The sequence below is a fragment of the Streptomyces brevispora genome (assembly GCF_007829885.1).
Taxonomy (GTDB): domain Bacteria; phylum Actinomycetota; class Actinomycetes; order Streptomycetales; family Streptomycetaceae; genus Streptomyces; species Streptomyces brevispora.
Window position 1 is genome coordinate 941,244 of sequence record NZ_VIWW01000001.1, and the last position, 21,451, is coordinate 962,694.

Consider the following 21,451-nt stretch of genomic DNA (forward strand, 5'->3'; position numbering starts at 1 on the left):
CTGGCGGACATGTCGACCCATGCGAAGCGCGAACGACTTCTGCTCGCCGACCTGTTGGAGGCGGCGGGCCCGGAGGCCCCGACCCTCTGCCAAGGCTGGACGGCCCGGGACCTGGCGGCCCATGTGGTGGTGCGGGAGCGCAGGCCCGACGCGGCGGCCGGGCTGGTGATCGGCCCCCTGAAGAGCCGGGGCGAGCGGATCACGAACGAATTCTCCTCGAAGCCGTACGAGGAGCTGATCCAGCTCATCCGTACGGGACCGCCGCGCATGTCCCCGTTCGGCCTGAAACAGGTGGACGAGGCCGCCAACACCGTCGAGTTCTACGTCCATACGGAGGATGTGCGCCGGGCCCAGCCCGACTGGTCGGCGCGGGAGCTGGACCCGGTCTTCGCCGACGTCCTGTGGTCGCGCATGGAGAGGGCGGCGCGGGTGCTGGGGCGGAAGGCCCCGGTGGGGCTGGTGCTGCGCCGCCCCGACGGGCAGACCGTGGTCGCGCACAAGGGCACCCCGGTGGTGACGGTGACCGGTGAGCCGGGTGAACTGCTGCTGTTCGCGTTCGGGCGGCAGGACGCGGCGCGGGTGGAGCTGGACGGTGACCAGGATGCGATCTCCCGGGTGACGACGGCGAAGCTCGGCATGTAGGTCCGGGGCGGGCCGCTGCTCAGCGCGGGAGTTCCGCGCGGCGCAGCGCGGAGAGCAGCAGGCCCGCCACCGCCCCGGCCGCGCACAGCGAGGCGCTGGCGACGAAGACCGGGCCGGTGCCCCAGAGGGCGACGGCCGCGCCGGTGGCGGGGTAGCTGAGTGGTGCGAGGGCGTGGGTGAACAGGGTCGAGACCGAGGTGACCCGGCCCAGGTAGGCGGGGTCGGTGGCGGTCTGGACGAGTGCTCCGCACAGGGCGCCGCCGAGTCCGGCGAAGAGCCCGACGAGGAGCGCGACGCCTGCGGCGAGCGGTACGGAAGGCGCGTGTGCCATGGCCGCGATGGCAACCGCGCCGACCAGCACGGTGAGACACATGACGAGGCCGGCCCTGGGGACCCGGCCGCGCACGGCGAGCACCAGGGCGGACGCGCCCGCGCCGGTGCCGAAGGCGGCGACGATCCAGCCCATCCCGGAGGCGCCCCAGCCGCGTTCCTCGCTGAGCAGGATCAGGCCGAGGTTGAGCGGTCCCACGAAGCCGAGTTCGCTGACGGCGATGACGAGCATCAACGGGCCCAGCAGCGGGTGGTGGCGGATGTGGCGCAGCCCGTCGACGAGTTCGCGCCAGGCGGTGCCGGCGGGTTCGGCCGCCTGCTCAGGTGCGGGCAGCGGGCGCATCCGCACGGCGAGCAGCAGCGGCAGCGAGACGGCGAAGAGCACACCGGCCGCGGCGAAGGCGAGGACCGGGCCGCCGACGGCGACGGCGACGCCGCCGAGCGGGGCGCCGACGACATTGGCGGTCCGGGTGGCGAGGCCGCGCATCCCCTGGACGCGGGCGAGCTGGCCGGCCGCGGTGATCCGGGGCGGCAGGGCGCCGACGGCGGGCAGGAAGAGTGCGTCGGCCGCGCCGAAGACCAGGGCGACCGCGATCAGCATCCACACGGTGGGCGAGGTGAGGAGCAGCGCCCCGGCCAGGCCGAGGATGACGAGGCAGCGGGCCGTGTCGCTCACGACCACGACGCGGCGCGGCCCGAACCGGTCGGCGAGCACTCCCCCGCCGAGCAGCAGCAGGGCCCTGGGTATGGAGCCCGCGGCCAGCACGAGTCCGGTCTGGGAGGCGCTTCCGGTGCGGGCGGCGGCCCAGGCGAGGGCCATGTAGTAGACGCTGTCGCCGATCGTGGACGCGGTGTAGGCGCCGAGCCAGCGTAAGACGTTCCTGTCGCGGTGGGCGGGGCGCTCCGGAGCCTTTTCGGGCGTGAGCGTGACGGTCACGGGGGCGTCCTCTCGGGTGGCCTGGTCAGGTGCGGAACGGGAATGCGTACAGGTGCATCGCGACGTTCTCGCGGCCTTCCGTGTCGCCGGCCTCGTCCCGGGCACGGCCCTGCTCCTCGTACCGGTCGACGATCTCGTGCACCTCGCGGCTGAGCGCGGCGAGCTCCTCTGCGGTCAGCCTGGCCAGGTACTCGGAGCTGGAGGAGGCTTTGCGCCACTCCGGGGACCAGCTCTGGTAGGTGTCGAGGAAGCGGCAGTACAGCTCGTTGCGCTGGTCGAAGGAGAGCCGGCCGACGGCGGTGTGGGTGGCGACCTTCTCGGGCGCGTCGTTGAAGTCCTCGTCGTGGAAGTTCAGCCCCTTCGAGGAGGTCTGCCACCAGCGCTCGCGGCCGTCCTTGCCCTGCCCCTCGGTCTCCTCGATCAGGCCGTGGTCGGCGAGCTTGCGCAGGTGGTAGCTGACGAGCGAGACCGCTTCGTCGACCTGCTCGGCGAGCTGGGAGGCGGTGGCCTGCCGGGCGATGTAGAGCGCCCGGTAGAGCTTCATCCGCAAGGGGTGCCCGAACGCCTTGAGCGTGCCGAGGTCGGACACCCGGCGTGATTCGTTGCTTGCCATGCCCTTCACGGTAGACAGGAAAGAAATCTTGCGCAATATCTGTTGCGCAATAAAAGTTGCACGATCCGAGCTCGTCATGGTTGCGGACATGGCGACGTCACCGACCGTTCGCGGCCGGTGACGTCTGCCCGTGCTCAGCGGACCGGGTGTCCGGCTTCCCGGAGGGCGCCCTTGACCTCGGAGATCCGCAGATCGCCGAAGTGGAAGACGGACGCGGCGAGGACCGCGTCGGCTCCCGCGCCGACGGCCGGTGCGAAGTCCGCGAGCCGGCCCGCACCGCCGGAGGCGATGACGGGGACGGTCACGTGCCGCCGGACGGCCGCGATCATCTCGGTGTCGTAGCCGTCCTTCGTGCCGTCGGCGTCCATCGAGTTGAGCAGGATCTCGCCCGCGCCGAGCTCGGCGGCCCGGTGGGCCCATTCGACGGCGTCGATGCCGGTGCCCTTGCGGCCGCCGTGCGTGGTGACCTCGAAGGTGCCGGCGGGGGTGCGCCGGGCGTCCACGGAGAGCACCAGGACCTGGCGGCCGAAGCGCTCGGCGATCTCCCGGATCAGCTCCGGCCTGGCGATGGCCGCGGTGTTGACGCCGACCTTGTCCGCACCGGCCCGCAGCAGCTTGTCGACGTCCTCGGTGGTGCGGACGCCGCCGCCGACGGTGAGCGGGATGAACACCTGCTCGGCGGTGCGGCGCACCACGTCGTACGTCGTCTCGCGGTTGCCGCTGGACGCGGTGATGTCGAGGAAGGTCAGCTCGTCGGCGCCCTCGGCGTCGTACAGCTTCGCCATCTCGACGGGGTCACCGGCGTCGCGCAGGTTCTGGAAGTTGACGCCCTTGACGACGCGGCCGTTGTCCACGTCGAGGCAGGGGATGACACGTACGGCAAGGGTCATCGCGCACCTGCCCGGTAAGCCTCGATCTCGATCTCCACGACCAGGCTCGGGTCGACGAGACCGGACACGATGACCATGGTGGCGGCCGGGCGGACGTCGTCGAACAGCTCCTTGTGGGCGCGGCCGACCTCGTCCACGTCCCGGGCGTGCGTGAGGTACATCCGGGTCCGGACGACGTCCTCGCGGCCCAGGCCCACCTGCTCGAGCGCGGCGAAGGCGACCTCGAAGGAGGTGACGGCCTGCTCGTAGGGGCCGCCGGCGGAGATCTCCCCGCCCGCCACCGAGGTGCACCCGGCCACCAGCACCAGGCCGCCCGGGAGCTCGACCGCGCGGGAGTAGCCGAACTTCTCCTCCCACGAGGCACCGGAGGAGATCCGGTTGACCGCGTTGGCGGAGGTGACGGCGTTGGCGGAGCCGGTCATACGGAGACCGCCTCCAGCGCCTCTTCGAGGGTGAACGCCTTCGCGTACAGCGCCTTGCCGACGATCGCGCCCTCGACGCCCGCCGGGACGAGCGAGGAGATGGCCCGCAGGTCGTCGAGCGAGGAGACGCCGCCGGAGGCGACGACGGGCTTGTCGGTGGCGGCGCAGACGTTCTTCAGGAGTTCCAGGTTGGGGCCCTGGAGCGTGCCGTCCTTGGCGATGTCGGTGACCACGTAGCGGGCGCAGCCCTCGGAGTCGAGGCGGGCGAGCGTCTCGTAGAGGTCGCCGCCGTCGCGGGTCCAGCCACGGCCGCGCAGCGTGGTGCCGCGCACGTCGAGGCCGACCGCGATCTGGTCGCCGTGCTCGGCGATGACCTTGGCGACCCACTCGGGGGTCTCCAGGGCGGCGGTGCCCAGGTTGACGCGGCGGCAGCCGGTGGCGAGGGCGGCGGCGAGCGAGGCGTCGTCGCGGATGCCGCCGGACAGCTCGACCTTGATGTCCATGGCGCCGGCCACTTCGGCGATGAGCGCGCGGTTGTCGCCGGTGCCGAAGGCGGCGTCCAGGTCGACCAGGTGCAGCCACTCGGCACCGGCGCGCTGCCAGGCGAGTGCGGCCTCCAGCGGGGAGCCGTAGGAGGTCTCGGAGCCGGACTCGCCGTGCACCAGGCGGACCGCCTGGCCGTCGCGGACGTCTACGGCGGGGAGCAGTTCAAGCTTCGGCATTACAGCGTCTCGATCCAGTTGGTCAGCAGCTGGGCGCCGGCGTCGCCGGACTTCTCGGGGTGGAACTGGGTGGCCCACAGCGCGCCGTTCTCCACGGCGGCCACGAACCGTTCGCCGTGCGTGGCCCAGGTGACCCTGGGGGCACGGATCTTGGCGTTGGTGACTTCGAGGGACCAGTCGTGCGCCGCGTACGAGTGCACGAAGTAGTACCGGGCCTCGGGGTCGAGTCCGGCGAACAACCGGGAGTCCTCGGGGGCCTCGACGGTGTTCCATCCCATGTGCGGGACGACGTCGGCCTTGAGCGGGCCGACGGTGCCCGGCCACTCGTCGAGTCCCGCGGTCTCCACGCCGTGCTCGATGCCGCGCTCGAAGAGGATCTGCATACCGACGCAGATGCCCATGACGGGGCGCCCGCCGGAGAGCCTGCGCCCGATGATCCATTCGCCGCGGGCCTTCTTCAGGCCCTCCATGCAGGCGGAGAACGCGCCGACGCCGGGCACCAGCAGCCCGTCGGCGTTCATCGCCGTGTCGAAGTCGCGGGTGATCTCGACATCGGCGCCGACCCGGGCGAGGGCTCGCTCGGCGGAGCGGATGTTGCCGAAGCCGTAGTCGAAGACGACGACCTTCTTCTTGGTGTCCACGCCCGGCCCCTAGTCCCAGAGTCCCTGGATCCGCATGACGCCTGCGACCAGGCACATCACGGATCCGATTCCGAGCAGCACGATGACGCCCTTGGGCATCCCCTGCTTCGAGAAGGAGTAGACCCCGCCGGCCAGGAAGAGGCCGACCAGGATCAGGACGGTGTTGAGGCCGGTCACAGCGCGCCCTTCGTGGAGGGGATGATGCCGGCCGCACGCCGGTCGTGCTCGCTGGCGTAGCGCAGGGCGCGGGCGAGCGCCTTGAACTGGCACTCCACGATGTGGTGGGCGTTGCGCCCGTACGGGACGTGGACGTGCAGGGCGATCTGCGCCTGGGCGACGAAGGACTCCAGGATGTGCCGGGTCATCGTCGTGTCGTACTCGCCGATCATCGGCGCCATGCTCTCGGGCTCGGTGTGCACCAGGTACGGGCGGCCGGAGAGGTCGACGGTGACCTGGGCGAGCGACTCGTCCAGCGGGACGGTGCAGTTGCCGAAGCGGTAGATGCCGACCTTGTCGCCGAGGGCCTGCTTGAAGGCGGCGCCGAGCGCGAGGGCGGTGTCCTCGATGGTGTGGTGCGAATCGATGTGCAGGTCGCCGTCGGTCTTGACCGTGAGGTCGAAGAGTCCGTGGCGGCCGAGCTGGTCGAGCATGTGGTCGAAGAAGCCGACCCCGGTCGCGACATCGACCTTGCCGGTGCCGTCGAGGTTGATCTCGACGAGCACGGAGGTTTCCTTGGTGGTCCGCTCCACTCTTCCTACGCGGGCCTCGCGAGTCATGCGTCGTGCTCCTTCTTGGCGATCTCATTTACAAGCGTGCGTACCGCATCGAGGAACGCGTCGTTCTCTGCCGGGGTCCCTGCGGAGACCCGCAGCCATCCCGGTACGCCGTTGTCCCGGACCAGGACGCCCCGGTCGAGGATGTGCTGCCAGGCCGTGTGGCTGTCGGCGAAGCGGCCGAACTGGACGAAGTTGGCGTCCGAGTCGGTGACGTCGAAACCGAGAGCGCGCAGCTCGGAGACGATCCGGTCGCGTTCGCTCTTGAGCTGCGCGACGTACCCGAGGAGCGTATCGGTGTGCTCCAGGGCGGCGAGCGCGGTGGCCTGGGTGACGGAGGACAGGTGGTACGGCAGCCGCACCAGCTGGACCGCGTCCACGACGGCGGGGTCCGCCGCGAGGTAGCCGAGCCGCAGTCCGGCGGCGCCGAACGCCTTCGACATGGTGCGCGAGAGCACCAGGTGGGGGCGGGCCTCGATCAGCGGGAGCAGGGAGGCGTGGTGGCTGAACTCGCCGTACGCCTCGTCGACCACGACCATCGAGGGCCGGGCGGCCTGCGCGGCCTCGTACAGCGCGAGGACGGTCTCGGCGTCCACGGCGGTGCCGGTGGGGTTGTTGGGCGAGGTGATGAAGACGACATCGGGGCGTTCCCGCGCGATGACCGCACGGGCCGCCTCCACGTCGATGGTGAAGTCATCGTTGCGCGGCCCGGAGATCCAGCCCGTTCCGGTGCCGCGGGCGATGAGGGCGTGCATCGAGTACGAGGGCTCGAAGCCGATCGCGGTACGGCCGGGGCCGCCGAAGGTCTGCAGCAGCTGCTGGAGCACCTCGTTGGAACCGTTGGCGGCCCAGACGTTGGCGCGGGTGACCTGGTGCCCGGCGGTGCGGGTGAGGTAGCGGGCGAGCTCGGTGCGGAGCTCGACGGCGTCCCGGTCGGGGTAGCGGTTGAGGTCACGGGCGGCCTCGCGGACCCGTTCGGCGATCCGGTCGACCAGTGCCTCGGGGAGCGGGTAGGGGTTCTCGTTGGTGTTCAGCCGGACCGGTACGTCGAGCTGGGGCGCCCCGTACGGGGACTGGCCGCGCAGTTCGTCCCGGATGGGGAGGTCGTCCCAGGGACGGCTGGTGGTGCCGCTGTGCGTACCGCCGGCGTTCGTGGTCCTGCCGTTCAGGGTGCTGTCGTTCGTGGTGCTGTCGTTCGTCACTGCTGCGGAACCTTCCAGCCGAACCGGGCCTTGAGCGCGGCGCCGTGGGCGGGGAGGTCCTCCGCCTCGGCGAGGGTCACGACGTGGTGGGTGACCTCGGCGAGGGCGTCGCGGGAGTAGTCGACGATGTGGATGCCGCGCAGGAAGGACTGCACGGACAGACCCGAGGAGTGGCAGGCGCAGCCGCCGGTGGGCAGTACGTGGTTGGAGCCGGCGCAGTAGTCGCCGAGCGAGACCGGGGACCAGGGGCCGACGAAGATCGCGCCGGCATTGCGGACCCGGCCGGCGACTGCGGCCGCGTCGGCGGTCTGGATCTCCAGGTGCTCGGCGGCGTACGCGTCGACGACCTTGAGGCCGTCCTCCAGGTCGTTGACCAGGACGATCGCGGACTGGCGGCCGGCCAGCGCGGGCTCGATCCGGTCGGTGACGTGCTTGGTCGCGGCGACCTGTGGCTTCAGCTCGGCCTCGGTGGCGGCGGCGAGCTCCGCGGAGTCGGTCACCAGCACCGCGGCGGCCATCGGGTCGTGCTCGGCCTGGCTGATCAGGTCGGCGGCGACGTGCACCGGGTCGGCGGTGGAGTCGGCGAGGATCGCGATCTCGGTGGGCCCGGCCTCGGCGTCGATGCCGATGCGGCCCTTGAGGAGGCGCTTGGCGGCGGCGACGTAGATGTTGCCGGGGCCGGTGACGAGGTTGACCGGCAGGCATTCGGCCGTTCCGTACGCGAACATCGCGACGGCCTGGGCGCCGCCGGCCGCGTACACCTCGTCGACGCCGAGCAGGGCGCAGGCCGCCAGGATCGTCGGGTGGGGCAGTCCGCCGAACTCCTTCTGCGGCGGGGAGCTGACGGCGATGCCCTCGACTCCCGCCTCCTGGGCAGGGACGACGTTCATCACGACGGAGGACGGGTAGACGGAGCGCCCGCCCGGCACGTACAGCCCGACGCGTTCGACCGGCACCCACTTCTCGGTGACGGTGCCGCCGGGGACGACCTGGGTGGTGCGGGTGGTGCGGCGCTGCTCGCGGTGGACGAGGCGGGCGCGGCGGATCGACTCCTCCAGGGCGGCGCGCACGGCGGGGTCGAGCTGCTCCAGCGCCGAGGTGACGGCCTTGGCCGGAACCCGGATCGAGTCGATCCGCACCCCGTCGAATTTCGCCCCCCAGTCGATCACTGCCGCCGAACCACGATGGCGTACGTCCTCGCAGATGGGCCGCACCGTCTCCAGGGCGGCTTCCACGTCGAACTCGGCACGGGGCAGCAGGTCGCGCAGGGCGCCGCCCTCGGGGAGGGCATTGCCGCGCAGATCGATTCGAGAGATCACACCGCAATTCTCTCAGACCGCCTCCGGCGCCCGGACGCCCGTATCACTGGCTGATACATGCCGTTGGTGTCACGGCTGACTATTAGCGTTCATATCGTCACTCTGAGGGAATAACGGGATCAGGGCTCCGAGTGAAAGGGGCATCGGTGACCGAACCGCACGACGGGGATTTTCCGGACGGCCTCAGCGCAGCCGAGCTGGGCATGTGGCAGTCCTTCAGGAACGGGACCACCTACGATCTGCGCGCCCGTGACGCGATGCTCAACGATCCGTTCGCCCCGCTCGCCTGGGGTCTGGAGCGCAGTGTGGACGCCCGGGTCGTCGCCCGGCTGCTGCTGAGCGGTCCGCGGGCCAGGCCCGGCCGGGTGGCCGCGCTGAAGCTCCGGGGCGTACGGATCACCGGAAAGCTGGATCTCGCGGGCGGGCGGGTGGATCCGTACGTGGAACTGACCGGCTGCCGCTTCGAGCAGGAGGTGGTGCTGCCCGAGTGCCACTTCACGACGTTGCGGATGATCGGGTGCGCGATCCCGCGGCTGGAGGCCGCCCGGCTGCGCACCGAGGGCGATCTGCATCTGCCTCGCTGCCGGGTCGAGCGGGGCATCCGCCTCACGGACGCCCAGATCGGCACGGATCTGCTGATCAACCAGATCGACATCGGCCCCGACCGGCAGGGGCGGGCGTTCATCGGCGACGGGCTCACCGTCGCCCAGGACCTGCAGGCCGAGATGATCGAGACACTGGGCGAGCTGAGTCTGCGCGGGACGAAGGTCGGCGGTTCGCTGAGCCTGCGCGGCAGCCGGCTCCGGGCCACGCAGGGGCTCCGCGCGCTGAACGCCCCGCAGCTGAGCGTGGAGCGGACGCTGTACATGAGCGAGGCGTGGGTCAGCGTGGACACCGGGAACCAGGGCAACACTCCCCCGTACGGCATCGTCTCGTCCCCGACACCGGCCCATGGCACCCGTGCGCAGGTCTTCCGGTGCCGGGGCGGGGTACGGCTGGACGACGGGCGGTTCGGTGACGCGGTCGATCTGCACAAGGCCGTCTTCGTCCTCATCGGCCACGAGGAGCTGTCGCTGCGCCGGATCGTCACCCCCGAGCTGAGGTTCAACCCGGAACGCCCGGCCCAGGGCCGGGTGGTGCTGAACGGGGCGAGGATCGTCACGCTGATCGACGTGTCGTCCAGCTGGCCGGGTCCGGGCGGCCTGGCGATGGGCGGATTCGTGTACGAGAACCTCGTCCCGTACGGGCACTTCCCGCTCTCCCGGCGCCTGGAGTGGGTGGCGGCGGCGACCCCCGAGTACGTGCCGGAGCCGTACGAACGACTGGCCACCGTGCTCCGCAACAGCGGCGAGGACGCGGATGCCCGCGAGGTGCTGCTCGCCAAGCAGCGAAGGCGCCGCGAGACGCTGCCGCCCGCCGCGAAGCTCTGGGGCTACCTCCAGGACTGGACGGTGGCGTACGGCTACCGGCCGGGGCGGGCCGCGGTGTGGATGGCGGTGCTGTGGGCGGCGGGAGCGGTGGCGTTCTCGCAGTACCAGCCGACGGCGATCAAGGTGAGCGAGCATCCGGAGTGGAACCCCGCGCTGTACGCGCTGGATCTGCTGGTGCCGGTGATCAACCTCGGCCAGGACGGCTACTGGCTGCTGAAGGGCGGCTGGCAGTGGGTGGCGGCCGCGCTGATCCTGCTGGGTTGGATACTGGCCACCACCGTCGCGGCCGGAGCCTCACGGCTGCTGCGCCGCAGCTGACCGCGAAGCGCGCTCCACGGCAGCGGACCACCCGCCCTCCGCCGCTCCGCGAACGGGCGGATCGGCGCCCGAACACGCCTCCTGCGCTCCGGGCACACCACCCGACCACTACCCCCGGAACGACAGGAACAGGCCAGATTCCTCGATTTCCTTTACTCTTTCTTGACCGTCTGCAGGACAACCCGTTCACTCGGCACCAAAGCTTCACAGCACCCCTCTGGCGCCGCCCCGACCAGCGCTTTTCAATGGTCTGCACCATGCCTTTCCTCCGTGCCCTGATCCGTACCGCGCGCATGATCCGGCACGCCCCGGAGCTGTCCACCGGGTTGCCCGCGGACCATGCGGTGATGCTCGACGCCCCCGACGAGCGGCTCTCGCCCGCGCTGGTCGCCGCCGCGCTCGGGGAGTACGAGCCGGCCGCGAAGCTGCTGGCCACCACCCGGGACGCGGCCGAGTGGGAGAGCCGGGACCGCTATCTGAACCGACTCGTCGCCTTCGCCCGGAGCCGGGACGGCTGGCTGGGCGGCTGGCTGGCCGTCACCCCGCACGACCCCGACGCACTGCTCGTCAAGGCCCAGCTCGCGCTGTCGCGCGCCTGGGACTCGCCCGCCCGCGCGGAGCAGCTGCGCGAGGTGGGACCGATGATCACGGCCGCGGCGGAGTGCGATCCGCGCGATCCGGTGCCCTGGCGCCTCGCGCTCGACCACGCCCGCGGCACCCGTGCCACGCACACCACGTTCGAGACGCTGTGGGAGCAGGCCCTCCGGCGTTCCACGCACCACTACGGCTGCCATGTCGCCGCCCTGCAGTACCTCTCCGCGGCCTGGTACGGCTCGCACCGCGAGTGCTTCGACTTCGCCGAGCGGGCCGCCGAGGACTCGCTGCCCAGCTCCCTGGTGCAGGCGCTGCCGCTGCGGGCGGCCTTCGCCGTCCTTGCCGAGGGACCGGCCGCGCGGACCACCTCGGTGCAGGAGGAACGCATCGACCGGGCGGCGGATCTCGCGATCTCGCTCTCCGAGTCCTTCGAACCCGGCGACCCGTGGCCGGCCGAGGTCCGCAATCTCCTCGCGTACGTACTGGTCGCACGGCGCCGCTGGGGCGAGGCACTGGAACAGTTCCGACAGATCGGACCCCATGCGGCCTCGTTCCCGTGGTCCTCGGTGTCCGAGGATCCGCTCGGCCGGTACCTCGACGCACGCGACAGCGCCCGGCTCAAGGTGGCGTCTGTGACGCCCTTGCGACACCGGGCCGACCGGGGACGGACCCGCGGCCATTACGCTTGACCGTTGTGACCACCGCTCGCCTGCCTCTGTTCCCGCTGAACGCGGTGCTGTTCCCCGGCCTCGTGCTGCCGCTGAACGTCTTCGAGGAGCGTTATCGCGCCATGATGCGCGAACTGCTGAAGACCGACGAGGACGAACCGCGCCGCTTCGCCGTGGTCGCCGTCCGCGGCGGCCGTGAGACCGCCCCGACGGCCGCCGGAATGCCGGACACGGTGCGCGTTCCCGTCGAGCGCGGCCCGGCGGACGGTTTCGGCCCCGACCCCGTCCAGACGTTCCACCGGGTGGGCTGTATCGCCGACGCGGCGAAGATCCGGGAGCGGTCGGACGGCAGCTTCGAGGTCCTCGCGACCGGCACCACCCGGGTCCGGCTGCTTTCGGTGGACGCGAGCGGTCCCTATCTGACGGCCGAGCTCGAAGAGCTCGAGGAGGATCCGGGCGAGGACGCGGGCGCGCTCGCCGAGGGCGTCCTGCGGGCCTTCCGCAGCTACCAGAAGCGGCTGGCGGGCGCGAGTGAGCGGTCCCTCACCACGGGCGCGGACCTGCCCGACGACCCGTCCGTCGTCTCGTACCTGGTCGCGGCCGCGGCCGTGCTGGACGTCCCCGCCAAGCAGCGGCTGCTCCAGGCCCCGGACACCGCGACCCGGCTCCGCGAGGAGCTGACGCTGCTGCGTTCCGAGACCGCCGTCATCCGGCATCTGCCGTCGCTGCCCGCGGTGGAGCTGACCCGCGCCCCGACCCACCCCAACTGAGCGACCGGAGGGCCACTCCCCCGTGGCGAAGAAGCCGAAGAAGCAGCACCAGTCCGGCGGCACCCCGGCAACGGTCGCGCTGACCGCGGCCGGCACGGTCTTCACGGTGCACGCCTACGAGCACGACCCGGCGTCGGCCTCCTACGGCGAGGAGGCGGCCGAGGCCCTGGGCGTCTCACCCGACCGGGTGTTCAAGACCCTGGTGGCCGACGTGGACGGCCGGCTGACCGTCGCGGTCGTCCCCGTCGCCGGCTCCCTGGACCTGAAGGCCCTCGCCTCGGCGGTCGGCGGCAAGCGGGCCGCCATGGCGGACCCGGCGGCCGCGGAACGGACCACGGGCTACGTCCGGGGCGGCATCTCGCCCCTGGGCCAGCGCAAGCGGCTGCCCACGGTGCTGGACGCGTCGGCGCGGGCGCACGGGACGATCTGTGTCTCGGCGGGCCGCCGCGGCCTGGAGGTCGAGCTGTCCCCCACGGATCTGGCGTCCCTGACGGGGGCGGTGTTCGCGGAGATCGGCCGCGGCTGAGGAGTACGGCCGGGAGCCGAAGCGGGGCGGCCCGGTCCGTCCTCGGCCCCCTGTGAGCCCGTCAAGCGTTTGAGGTTCGAGGTCCGGGGCAGAGCCCCGGTTTCGGGAAGCGGCGGTGAGGGGACAGCCCCGCGCAGCGGCCCAGCATCCGCCCCGCTACGACCCCGAAGGCGGAGCAGGAGGCTCGGGCGAGGGCGACGACCCCGGCGCGGCCCCGGACGACGGCCCGGCCCAGCCCGACGGCGCGGCTCCGGGCGACGGTGCGGCCCAGCCCGACGGCGCGGCCCCGGGCGACGGCGCGGGTCCGTAGACCGGCGCACCCCCAGGCGCGTGGTAGACCCCCCACTCCGGCTCCGGATCCTGTGGCCCGAACATCGCCGTCAACCCCAGATGCACGGCCATCGCCGCCAGCGACCACGCCAGCAACGCCACCTTCGCGTGCAGCTCCAGCGGCGCGTCGAAGATCACGCCCTTGCCCACCTCGCGTGCGTGGGCGACCACGTCGCTGGTCGGTCCCAGCCGGGTGCCCAGCTGCCACCCGAGCACCGACCCGAGCACTCCGCCCACCGCGAGCCCCATCACGAGGGCGACTCCGCCCCGTCGGTGGAACCAGAAGGCCAGCGCCGCGGAGACCGCGCCGAACGCCAGCGCGAGCAGTGCGAACGTGCCGTCGGCCCCGATCGCTTCCTCGCCCTCGCTGTCACTCAGGAAGACGGCCGTGTTGTCGGAGATCAGCGGCACCCGGGGTGCCAGCGACAGCCACAGCAGCCCGAGCCCGAATCCGGCGACCGTCACGACGGCGGCGACCACGGCGGCCCGGCGCAGATCCGTACGGCGATCCCCCTCCTGCGGCGACTCCGGCAGGGTCCCGAGATGGGAGCCACCGGGACCGCCCCCGTCCGGCGGCGTCTGCCACGGGTCGTGGGGCGAGGGCTGGTGCGGCGGCGTCAGAGGTGCTGTCACCGTGCCATCGTGCCAGGCGTCCCTGTGCCGCGCCTCACCGGACCGCTGCCCTGCGGTACGCCCAGGTCGCCACGGCCAGCGAGAGCACACCCACGACGGCGCAGACGGCGAGGTCGAGGGCGACGACCGCCCAGTCGGGGTGGACGTCGAAGGAGCGGGAGAGCGCCTCGACCCCGTAGGTGGAGGGCAGCAGGTCGCGCGCCCAGCCGATCGGCTCCGGCAGCCGGTCCCCGGGAAGCACGCCCAGCAGCAGAGCCGCGGACATGCCCAGCTGGCCCAGCAGTGTGGCCAGCTCCTGCCGGGGCGCGAGCAGTCCGAGCGCGGCGCCGAGTCCGGAGAGGGCCGCGCCGGAGAGCGGGATGACGGCGACGAGCACCCACAGGTGGGTCATCGGCAGCCCGAAGAGCACGCTGCCCGCCACGGCCGTGACGATCGTGCCGGGCACGGTGAAGGAGGCGTACGCCCCGGCCGCTCCGAGCACCACGGCGGCGGGCGGCACCGGCAGGGTCGCGTAGTGGTCGAGCCCCCCGTTGGCGCGCAGTTGCCCGAAGTACTGGGCCAGCAGGTTCAGCGCGACGAAGGCGACGACCAGGACGCTGGAACCGGCCACGACGGCCCGCGCCTCGGAGCCGCCGTCCACGACCCCGCGCATCAGGACCATGATTCCGACGGACTGGAAGGTGGCCACGAAGAGCAGCGGGATGCGGGCGACCCTGGCCCGGGAGAGCTGGGCCCGGTAGACCGCCGCGAGCGAGGGGAACAGCCGGGCCCGCGGCGCGAGCACCGCGGGCCCCGTGCTCCGGCCGTCGGCGGAAGCGTCCGGGCCGGACCTGCCGGACGTCTCGGTGCGTGCCGACTGCCCGGACACCGCCTCCGCGGGAACGATGCTCGTCACCTGGTGCTGCTCCTGTTCGGTCCCTGCCCGGCCGTGCGCCCGCACCGGTCCGCTCCGGCCGCGCCACTCGTCGCACGCATCGCGGTCATGACTTCACCAGCCCCTTGGTCGCGCCCCCGCCGAGCGCCAGATAGACATCCTCCAGGCTGGGCGTCGCCAGGGTGAAGTCGTCGAGCGCGGCGAAGGCCGCGCCACCGGTCACCGCGGCGACCGCCGCACGCGCCTCGTCGGGCCCGAGCCGCAGCACCCAGCGGCGTCCGGACTCCTGCGCGGACGCCCGCAGCGCCGCGACCTCGGGCACGTCCAGCGGTGCCCGCTCGCGCCACACCAGTTCCACCCTGACGTCGCCCGCGACCTGCTCCTTGAGTCCGGCCGGGGTGTCGCAGGCGATGACCTTTCCGCGGTCGATGACGGCGACCCGGTCGAGGACGGTCTCGGCCTCGATGACGTTGTGGGTGACCAGCAGCACCGTCGCGCCGCGCTCGGCCCGCCGCCGGTCCACGGCGGCCCAGACGGCGCGCCGGGCAACGGGGTCCATGCCGGTCGTCGGCTCGTCGAGGATGAGCACCGGACGCTCCCCGACCAGCGCGGCCGCGACACAGGCGAGCCGCCGCTGCCCGCCGGAGAGTTTCTTCAGGGGTCGTCCGGCGATCTCGCCGAGGCCGAGTTCGTCGAGTACCGCGTCGCGCTCGGCGCGGGCGTCCCGTACCGGCAGGCCACGCAGCCGCCCGGTGGTCTCGGCGGCGAGCGCCACCGTCAGCTCGTCGAGTGCGGTCGATTCCTGGCCGAGGTAGCCGATCAGCCGGGAGGCCCGCTCGGGGTGGCGCACGAGGTCGTGGCCGAGCATGTCGACGCTGCCGGAGTCGGGCCGCATCAGCCCGGTGAGCTGTCGTACGAGGGTGGACTTGCCGGCGCCGTTGGGGCCGAGCAGCCCGAAGATCTCGCCGCGCCGGACGTCCAGGCTGATGCCGTCGGTGGCCCGTACCTCGGGGGTGGCGGGTGTGCCGCGCCGGCCCCGGGCCGCGGGGTAGGTCTTGACCAGATCACGCACCGCGCACACGGTGCCGTTCGCCGTCTGCGCCTGTGCTGTGCCCGTACTCACGAGGTACGAGAGTACGGGGTCCGGGCACCCCCACTACGCCCGGGGCCGCACCGACCGGACAGCAACGCGCCAAACAGCGGCCGGGTCGGGCGCCCCCGGCCACGATGCGGCCTCAGTCCCCGGCCGGCGCCGTTCTCTCCTCCTGACCCACCGGCTGAGCGTGCTTCTCGGGCAGCGGCGGGGCGTGCTCCGCGGCTGCCCGTACATCGATCTCGCGCCAGAATCCCGCCCGGATCGCGTACCGGTCGTGCTCGTCGATCTGGTCGTCCTTGTGCGCGAGCAGCCCGAACCGGGCCGCGTACCGCAACAGCTCGCCGTCGATGCGGTGCGGGACGCGGGGGTACATGGTGGACAGCTTCTGCAGGTGGACGGTCTCCGGCAGCCGTTCCATCCATCGCCGGGCGAAGACCTGCCCCACCTCGAACGGGTCGCCGCCGACCGTGGTGATGTCCTCCTCCCGGTCCGCCCAGCGCTGCTCGGCGCTGGTGAGATGGGCCAGCGTCGGGAGGGACGCGGTATCCGGGGGCTCGCCGACGGGGCCGCCGCGCTCCACCCAGCCCCGGTCCGAGGACCAGCGCAGGGTGGCGCCGGCGGGCGGCGGCTGGGTGGCGGGCTGGACCGGCGGGGTGCCGGGGCCGCGCAGGGTGCCCGCGAGGTCCTTCGGGGTGGGGACGCCCCGGCCCGCGTGGTTGTTCGGGGTGGGGGCGGCGCTCTCGTCGGGCGCCGTGGACGCGTCGTCGCGGGCGGCTTCGGCCTGGGCCCGGGAGCCCCGCTCGGCGGAGGCCGCGAGGGCCGCCTCGGGCAGCGGTGCGGAGAGGATCGCGGCGATCTCGGAATTCCGCGCGGCGGGCGGCGGCGCACACGGGCCGCCGGTCTCCTTCGCCCGTACCGCACGGGTGATCCAGGCCCGGTCCAGCACGCGCCGTTCGTCGGCCTCGGCGACGAGGTCCTCGGACTGGTTGTAGTCGCCGTCGGCGGCCTGGACCGCCCAGAGGTGGACGGCGACGCCGTGCTCCTTGGCGGACATCAGTCCGGGCAGCAGATCACCGTCGCCGGTCACCAGGACCACATCGGAGCAGGCCCGGTTCCGCGCGAGCTCGGTGAGCTCGGCGTGCATCGCCGCGTCGACACCCTTCTGCGCCCAACGCCCGTCACTGCGGGTGAGGGCCCCCAGGCGCACCGTCACCCGCGACATGACGCGCAGTCTGCGGTGCTCGGGCTGCGGTACCCGGTCGGGGGCGCCGTCGAACCAGTAGATCCGCAGCAGCGGCTGTTCCGTGTCGGCCTCCGCCCGCTCCCGGAGCCCCTGGATCAGAGCCGCGTGGTCGACGGTGATGCGGGAGCGGGCGGGCTCTCCTGCAAGCAGGCTCGCGGCTGCGCCCAGCAAGTAGCCGGCGTCCACCAGGACGACGCATCGGTCCACGCGTTCCACCCTCTTCCAGGAATTCGGGATCGGGTTCAGCGGGTCCGGTCATCGGAGCGCGGCGTCGCACCGTCCGATGACCGGACCCGCTTACTCAGGGTTTCCTTCGAGTCTGCCCGACCGCGCGGGGGTTGACGGCCGGAACTCGATCATCGGCGTGGCGGATCCGGAAAACGGCGCATCATACCCCCTAGCTACGCACGGTAATGATCCAACATGCGCACTTTATCCAATTATGTGAATCTGACAGCGGTCCTGGCCCCGAGAGTCCCCATAGGAGGAACACCATGGCCAAGAACAAGAACCGCAAGCAGGGCAGCCAGCAGGAGCGCGCCACCGAGTCGGAGCGCGGTGCGCAGGAGGCGCGTTCGACGGCTTTCGAGTCGCAGAACCAGCCTCAGGCCCAGTCCCAGGGCAGCCCTGGCGATGTTGCGCGTAAGCATCAGCGGCGCTTCGGCCACAACTGACCGGACTTCTCCGGTACGGCCACAGGCCGGTAGCCGAGAGGGGCGCACCCGCTTCCGCGGGGCGCCCCTCTCGTGCGTGCGGATGTCGGGCCTCGGCGGCTGTCGGTGCCCTGGCCGGAGAGCCTCTCAGCCGGCCAGGCAGGACGGGCCGAGCAGCACCTTCAGATCGCCGAAGAGCGCCGGGTCGGGCTTCACCCGGTGCCGGTCGAGCCGGAGCACCGTGGTCTTGCGGGGGCCCTGGAGCCTGATCCTCACCTCGGTGTCGCCGCGGTGGCTGTTGAGCACCTCGCCGAGCCGGCTGACCATGGGCGGGGTGATCTTGACGGTGGGGATGGTCAGAACCACGGGGGCGTTGGTGCCGGCCGACGAGATGTCGGGGACCTGCATCTCCATCGCGACGAGCCGCGGCACGTCCTCCCGCTTGTCGAGGCGCCCCTTGACGAAGACGACGGTGTCCTCGACGAGCTGGGTGGAGACCAGCTGGTAGGTGGCGGGGAAGAACATGCACTCGATGGAGCCGGCCAGATCCTCGACGGTGGCGATGGCCCAGGCGTTGCCCTGCTTGGTCATCTTGCGCTGGAGGCCGGAGATGATGCCTCCGATGGTGACGATCGCGCCGTCGCTGTGCTCGCCGCCGGTGAGCTGGGAGATCGCGGCGTCGGACTTGTCGCTCAGCACGTGCTCGATGCCGAAGAGCGGGTGGTCGGAGACGTACAGCCCGAGCATTTCGCGCTCCTGGGCAAGCAGATAGGCCTTCTCCCATTCGATGTCGGAGAACTCCACGTCGAGCCCGAAGCTCGGCTCGCCGCTGTCCTCCTCACCGCCGCCGAAGAGGTCGAACTGTCCCTCGGCCTCCTTGCGCTTGACCTGCACCACGTTGTCGATCATGGGTTCGTGGTGGGCGACGAGCCCCTTGCGGGTGTGGCCCATCTCGTCGAACGCGCCGGCCTTGATCAGGGACTCCACGGTCCGCTTGTTGCAGACGACCGCCTCGACCTTCTCCAGGAAGTCGGGGAAGCTGCTGTACTTCCCCTTCGTCTTGCGGCACCGGATGATCGAGTCGACGACGTTCTGACCGACGTTGCGGATGGCCGTCAGCCCGAAGAGGATGACGTCGTCACCCTGTGCGGCGAAGTTCGACTCGGACTCGTTGACGTTCGGCGGGAGCACCTTGATGCCCATGCGGCGGCACTCGTTGAGGTAGACCGCCGACTTGTCCTTGTCGTCCTTGACCGAGGTCAGCAGCGCCGCCATGTACTCGGCGGGATAGTTGGCCTTCAGATATCCGGTCCAGTAGGTGACCAGGCCGTACGCGGAGGAGTGCGCCTTGTTGAAGGCGTATCCCGCGAACGGGACCAGTACGTCCCAGAGCGCCTTGATCGCGGCGTCGGAGAAGCCGTTCTTCTTGGCACCCGCCTCGAACAGGACGAAGTTCTTCGCCAGCTCGTCGGCCTTCTTCTTGCCCATGACACGGCGCAGGATGTCGGCCTCGCCGAGCGAGTACCCGGCGACGATCTGGGCGGCCTTCTGGACCTGCTCCTGGTAGACGATCAGGCCGTAGGTGAGGCCGAGGACCTCCTTGAGCGGCTCCTCCAGCTCCGGGTGGATCGGAGTGATCTCCTGGCGGGCGTTCTTGCGCTCGGCGTAGTTCGTGTGCGAGTTCATGCCCATCGGGCCCGGCCGGTACAGGGCCGAGACGGCGGAAATGTCCTCGAAGTTGTCGGGCTGCATCTGACGCAGCAGCGAACGCATCGGCCCGCCGTCGAACTGGAACACCCCGAGCGTGTCACCGCGGCAGAGCAGTTCGTACGTCTTGGGGTCGTCCAGCGGGAGCGCCAGCATCTCCAGGTCGATGTTCTTGTTGGACTTCACCATCTTGATGGCGTCGTCCATGATCGTCAGGTTGCGCAGCCCCAGGAAGTCCATCTTGAGCAGGCCGAGTGACTCGCACTGCGGGTAGTCCCACTGGGTGATGGTGACGCCGTCGGAGTGCCGCACCCACACCGGGGCGTGGTCGACGATCGGCTCGCTGGACATGATGACGCCCGCGGCGTGCACGCCCATCTGCCGGACCAGGCCCTCGACGCCCTTCGCGGTGTCGATGACCTTCTGGACGTCCGGCTCGTTCTCGTACATCCCCCGGATCTCGCCCGCCTCGCTGTAGCGCGGGTGCTTGGGGTCGGTGATGCCGTTGAGGTCGATGCCCTTGCCGAGGACGTCGGCGGGCATGGCCTTGGTGAGCCGGTCGCCCATCGCGTACGGGTAGCCGAGGACGCGGGCGGAGTCCTTGATCGCGTTCTTGGCCTTGATCTTGCCGTACGTGCCGATCATGGCGACCTTGTCGGCGCCGTACTTCTCCGTCACGTACCTGATCACCTCGACGCGCCTGCGCTCGTCGAAGTCGATGTCGACGTCGGGCATGGAGACGCGCTCGGGGTTGAGGAAGCGCTCGAAGATCAGTCCGTGCTCGATCGGGTCGAGGTCGGTGATGCCCATCGCGTACGACACGATCGACCCGGCGGCGGAGCCACGGCCGGGGCCGACCGCGATGCCGTTGTTCTTCGCCCACATGATGAAGTCCGCGACGACCAGGAAGTACCCCGGGAACCCCATCTGGATGATGATGTCCATCTCGTACTCGACCTGCTTCTGCCGGTCGTCGGGCACACCGTTCGGGAAGCGGCGGTTCATCCCGGCCCGGACCTCTTCCTGGAACCAGGTGATCTCCGTGAAGCCGTCCGGGATGTCGAACTTCGGCATCAGGTCGCGCTTCTCGAACATCCCGGTGGTGTCGATCTGCTGCGCGACCAGCAGGGTGTTGGCACAGCCCTGCTGCCAGGCGTCCGAGGAGTCGACGGCGTACATCTCGTCCGCGGTCTTCAGGTAGTAGCCGGTGCCGTCGAAGCGGAAGCGGTCCGGGTCGGAGAGGTTCTTGCCGGTCTGGATGCACAGCAGCGCGTCATGGGCGGTCGCCTCATGGGCGTAGGTGTAGTGCGAGTCGTTGGTGACGAGCGGCGGGATGTCCAGCTTCCGGCCGATTTCGAGGAGCCCGTCACGGACCCGGCGCTCGATCTCGATGCCGTGGTCCATCAGCTCCAGGAAGTACTTGCCCTCGCCGAAGATGTCCTTGTAGTCGGAGGCCGCCCGCACCGCCTCGTCGAACTGCCCGAGGCGCAGCCGCGTCTGCACCTCGCCCGAGGGGCACCCGGTGGAGGCGATCAGGCCCTCGGACCACTTGGAGATCGTCTCCCGGTCCATCCGCGGCCACTTCTGGAGCCAGCCCTCGGCGTAGGCGTCCGAGGACAGCTTGAAGAGGTTGTGCAGCCCCTTCGCGTTCGACGCCCAGATCGTCTTGTGGGTGTAACCACCCGAGCCGGAGACATCGTCGCGCTTCTGGTGCGGCTGACCCCACTGGATCTTCCGCTTGTGCTTGCGCGACTCCGGAGCGACGTACGCCTCGATCCCGATGATCGGTGTCACATTCGCCTTGACCGCCGAATGGAAGAAGTCGTACGCCCCGTGCAGGTTGCCGTGGTCGGTCATCGCGATATGGGACATGCCCATCTCGTTGCACGCCTCGAACATGTCCTTGAGCCGCGCGGCACCGTCCAGCAGGGAGTACTGGGTGTGGACGTGAAGGTGCGTGAAAGGCGGCTTGGTCACGGCGCTGTGCCTCCGGGAAAACTGGGGATGACGGCTTGGGGGGACAGCGTGGAAGTCTACGTCTCCGAGGTGACAACCGGCGGGCACTCCGGGATACGGTCGCGCGTTGGAAGAGCCGGGGCGCCCGTCCCATTTGCCGCG

21 protein-coding genes are annotated in these 21,451 nt (G+C 71.2%); 6 read left to right on the plus strand and 15 right to left on the minus strand.

Annotated elements, in window-relative coordinates; translation table 11 throughout:
- The first annotated feature begins 9 nt into the window (after positions 1-9).
- Entirely contained in the window at positions 10-642 is a 633-nt protein-coding gene (locus tag FHX80_RS04405) for a TIGR03085 family metal-binding protein (RefSeq protein ID WP_145762952.1), read from the plus strand.
- A 19-nt stretch (positions 643-661) separates the two neighbouring features.
- Here FHX80_RS04405 and FHX80_RS04410 read toward each other — a convergent pair whose 3' ends face one another.
- The 10 genes from FHX80_RS04410 to hisD form a co-directional block, all read right to left on the minus strand.
- Positions 662-1,909 (minus strand): MFS transporter, encoded by a 1,248-nt coding sequence (locus FHX80_RS04410; RefSeq protein WP_145762954.1) that lies wholly within the window; start codon positions 1,907-1,909, stop codon positions 662-664.
- Between the two features lie 25 nt (positions 1,910-1,934).
- Positions 1,935-2,522, minus strand: coding sequence for an ArsR/SmtB family transcription factor (locus tag FHX80_RS04415; RefSeq protein ID WP_145762956.1), 588 nt, complete (start codon positions 2,520-2,522; stop codon positions 1,935-1,937).
- 134 nt (positions 2,523-2,656) lie between these two features.
- Positions 2,657-3,412 carry an imidazole glycerol phosphate synthase subunit HisF gene (hisF, locus tag FHX80_RS04420; protein ID WP_145762958.1) on the minus strand — a complete coding sequence of 252 codons (756 nt, stop codon included), beginning with the start codon at positions 3,410-3,412 and terminating at the stop codon, positions 2,657-2,659.
- Complete coding sequence (locus FHX80_RS04425) at positions 3,409-3,834, minus strand: RidA family protein (RefSeq protein ID WP_145762960.1); 426 nt, start codon at positions 3,832-3,834, stop codon at positions 3,409-3,411. The genes hisF and FHX80_RS04425 overlap by 4 nt, the downstream gene beginning before the upstream one ends.
- A complete protein-coding gene (priA, locus tag FHX80_RS04430) occupies positions 3,831-4,556 on the minus strand; it encodes a bifunctional 1-(5-phosphoribosyl)-5-((5-phosphoribosylamino)methylideneamino)imidazole-4-carboxamide isomerase/phosphoribosylanthranilate isomerase PriA (protein ID WP_145762961.1) in 726 nt (241 codons plus the stop codon). The genes FHX80_RS04425 and priA overlap by 4 nt, the downstream gene beginning before the upstream one ends.
- Complete coding sequence (gene hisH / locus FHX80_RS04435) at positions 4,556-5,197, minus strand: imidazole glycerol phosphate synthase subunit HisH (RefSeq protein WP_145762963.1); 642 nt, start codon at positions 5,195-5,197, stop codon at positions 4,556-4,558. Before hisH ends, priA begins: the two co-directional genes overlap by 1 nt.
- 9 nt (positions 5,198-5,206) lie before the next feature.
- A complete protein-coding gene (locus FHX80_RS34595) occupies positions 5,207-5,374 on the minus strand; it encodes a hypothetical protein (RefSeq protein ID WP_167523357.1) in 168 nt (55 codons plus the stop codon).
- Positions 5,371-5,973, minus strand: coding sequence for an imidazoleglycerol-phosphate dehydratase HisB (gene hisB / locus FHX80_RS04440; RefSeq protein ID WP_145762965.1), 603 nt, complete (start codon positions 5,971-5,973; stop codon positions 5,371-5,373). Before hisB ends, FHX80_RS34595 begins: the two co-directional genes overlap by 4 nt.
- A complete protein-coding gene (locus FHX80_RS04445; RefSeq protein WP_145767069.1) occupies positions 5,970-7,139 on the minus strand; it encodes a histidinol-phosphate transaminase in 1,170 nt (389 codons plus the stop codon). The genes hisB and FHX80_RS04445 overlap by 4 nt, the downstream gene beginning before the upstream one ends.
- 29 nt (positions 7,140-7,168) lie before the next feature.
- Positions 7,169-8,491, minus strand: a complete 1,323-nt coding sequence (gene hisD, locus FHX80_RS04450; RefSeq protein ID WP_145762967.1) for a histidinol dehydrogenase — start codon at positions 8,489-8,491, stop codon at positions 7,169-7,171.
- A 146-nt stretch (positions 8,492-8,637) separates the two neighbouring features.
- Between hisD and FHX80_RS04455 the strand changes: the two genes are divergently transcribed.
- From FHX80_RS04455 to ybaK, 4 genes are all read left to right on the plus strand, one after another.
- Positions 8,638-10,239, plus strand: coding sequence for an oxidoreductase (locus FHX80_RS04455; RefSeq protein ID WP_145762969.1), 1,602 nt, complete (start codon positions 8,638-8,640; stop codon positions 10,237-10,239).
- Between the two features lie 245 nt (positions 10,240-10,484).
- A complete protein-coding gene (locus FHX80_RS04460) occupies positions 10,485-11,522 on the plus strand; it encodes a hypothetical protein (RefSeq protein ID WP_145762970.1) in 1,038 nt (345 codons plus the stop codon).
- A gap of 5 nt (positions 11,523-11,527) precedes the next feature.
- The gene (locus tag FHX80_RS04465) at positions 11,528-12,271 is read left to right on the plus strand and encodes an LON peptidase substrate-binding domain-containing protein (RefSeq protein WP_145762972.1); all 744 of its coding nucleotides are present in this window, start codon (positions 11,528-11,530) and stop codon (positions 12,269-12,271) included.
- A gap of 22 nt (positions 12,272-12,293) precedes the next feature.
- On the plus strand, positions 12,294-12,797 hold the full coding sequence (gene ybaK, locus FHX80_RS04470) for a Cys-tRNA(Pro) deacylase (protein ID WP_145762975.1): 504 nt from the start codon (positions 12,294-12,296) through the stop codon (positions 12,795-12,797).
- A 156-nt stretch (positions 12,798-12,953) separates the two neighbouring features.
- On the opposite strand, the gene FHX80_RS04475 is transcribed toward ybaK, so the two are convergent.
- The 4 genes from FHX80_RS04475 to FHX80_RS04490 form a co-directional block, all read right to left on the minus strand.
- The gene (locus tag FHX80_RS04475; protein ID WP_145762977.1) at positions 12,954-13,760 is read right to left on the minus strand and encodes an ABC transporter permease; all 807 of its coding nucleotides are present in this window, start codon (positions 13,758-13,760) and stop codon (positions 12,954-12,956) included.
- Between the two features lie 34 nt (positions 13,761-13,794).
- Positions 13,795-14,655 carry an ABC transporter permease gene (locus FHX80_RS04480; protein WP_145762978.1) on the minus strand — a complete coding sequence of 287 codons (861 nt, stop codon included), beginning with the start codon at positions 14,653-14,655 and terminating at the stop codon, positions 13,795-13,797.
- Positions 14,656-14,740: 85 nt separating this feature from the next.
- On the minus strand, positions 14,741-15,715 hold the full coding sequence (locus FHX80_RS04485; protein WP_145767070.1) for an ABC transporter ATP-binding protein: 975 nt from the start codon (positions 15,713-15,715) through the stop codon (positions 14,741-14,743).
- Positions 15,716-15,869: 154 nt separating this feature from the next.
- Positions 15,870-17,189 (minus strand): NYN domain-containing protein, encoded by a 1,320-nt coding sequence (locus tag FHX80_RS04490; RefSeq protein ID WP_145762980.1) that lies wholly within the window; start codon positions 17,187-17,189, stop codon positions 15,870-15,872.
- A 278-nt stretch (positions 17,190-17,467) separates the two neighbouring features.
- Between FHX80_RS04490 and FHX80_RS04495 the strand changes: the two genes are divergently transcribed.
- Positions 17,468-17,647, plus strand: coding sequence for a hypothetical protein (locus FHX80_RS04495; RefSeq protein WP_145762982.1), 180 nt, complete (start codon positions 17,468-17,470; stop codon positions 17,645-17,647).
- A 126-nt stretch (positions 17,648-17,773) separates the two neighbouring features.
- Here FHX80_RS04495 and dnaE read toward each other — a convergent pair whose 3' ends face one another.
- Positions 17,774-21,310 carry a DNA polymerase III subunit alpha gene (gene dnaE, locus FHX80_RS04500; RefSeq protein WP_145762984.1) on the minus strand — a complete coding sequence of 1,179 codons (3,537 nt, stop codon included), beginning with the start codon at positions 21,308-21,310 and terminating at the stop codon, positions 17,774-17,776.
- Positions 21,311-21,451 lie beyond the last annotated feature (141 nt).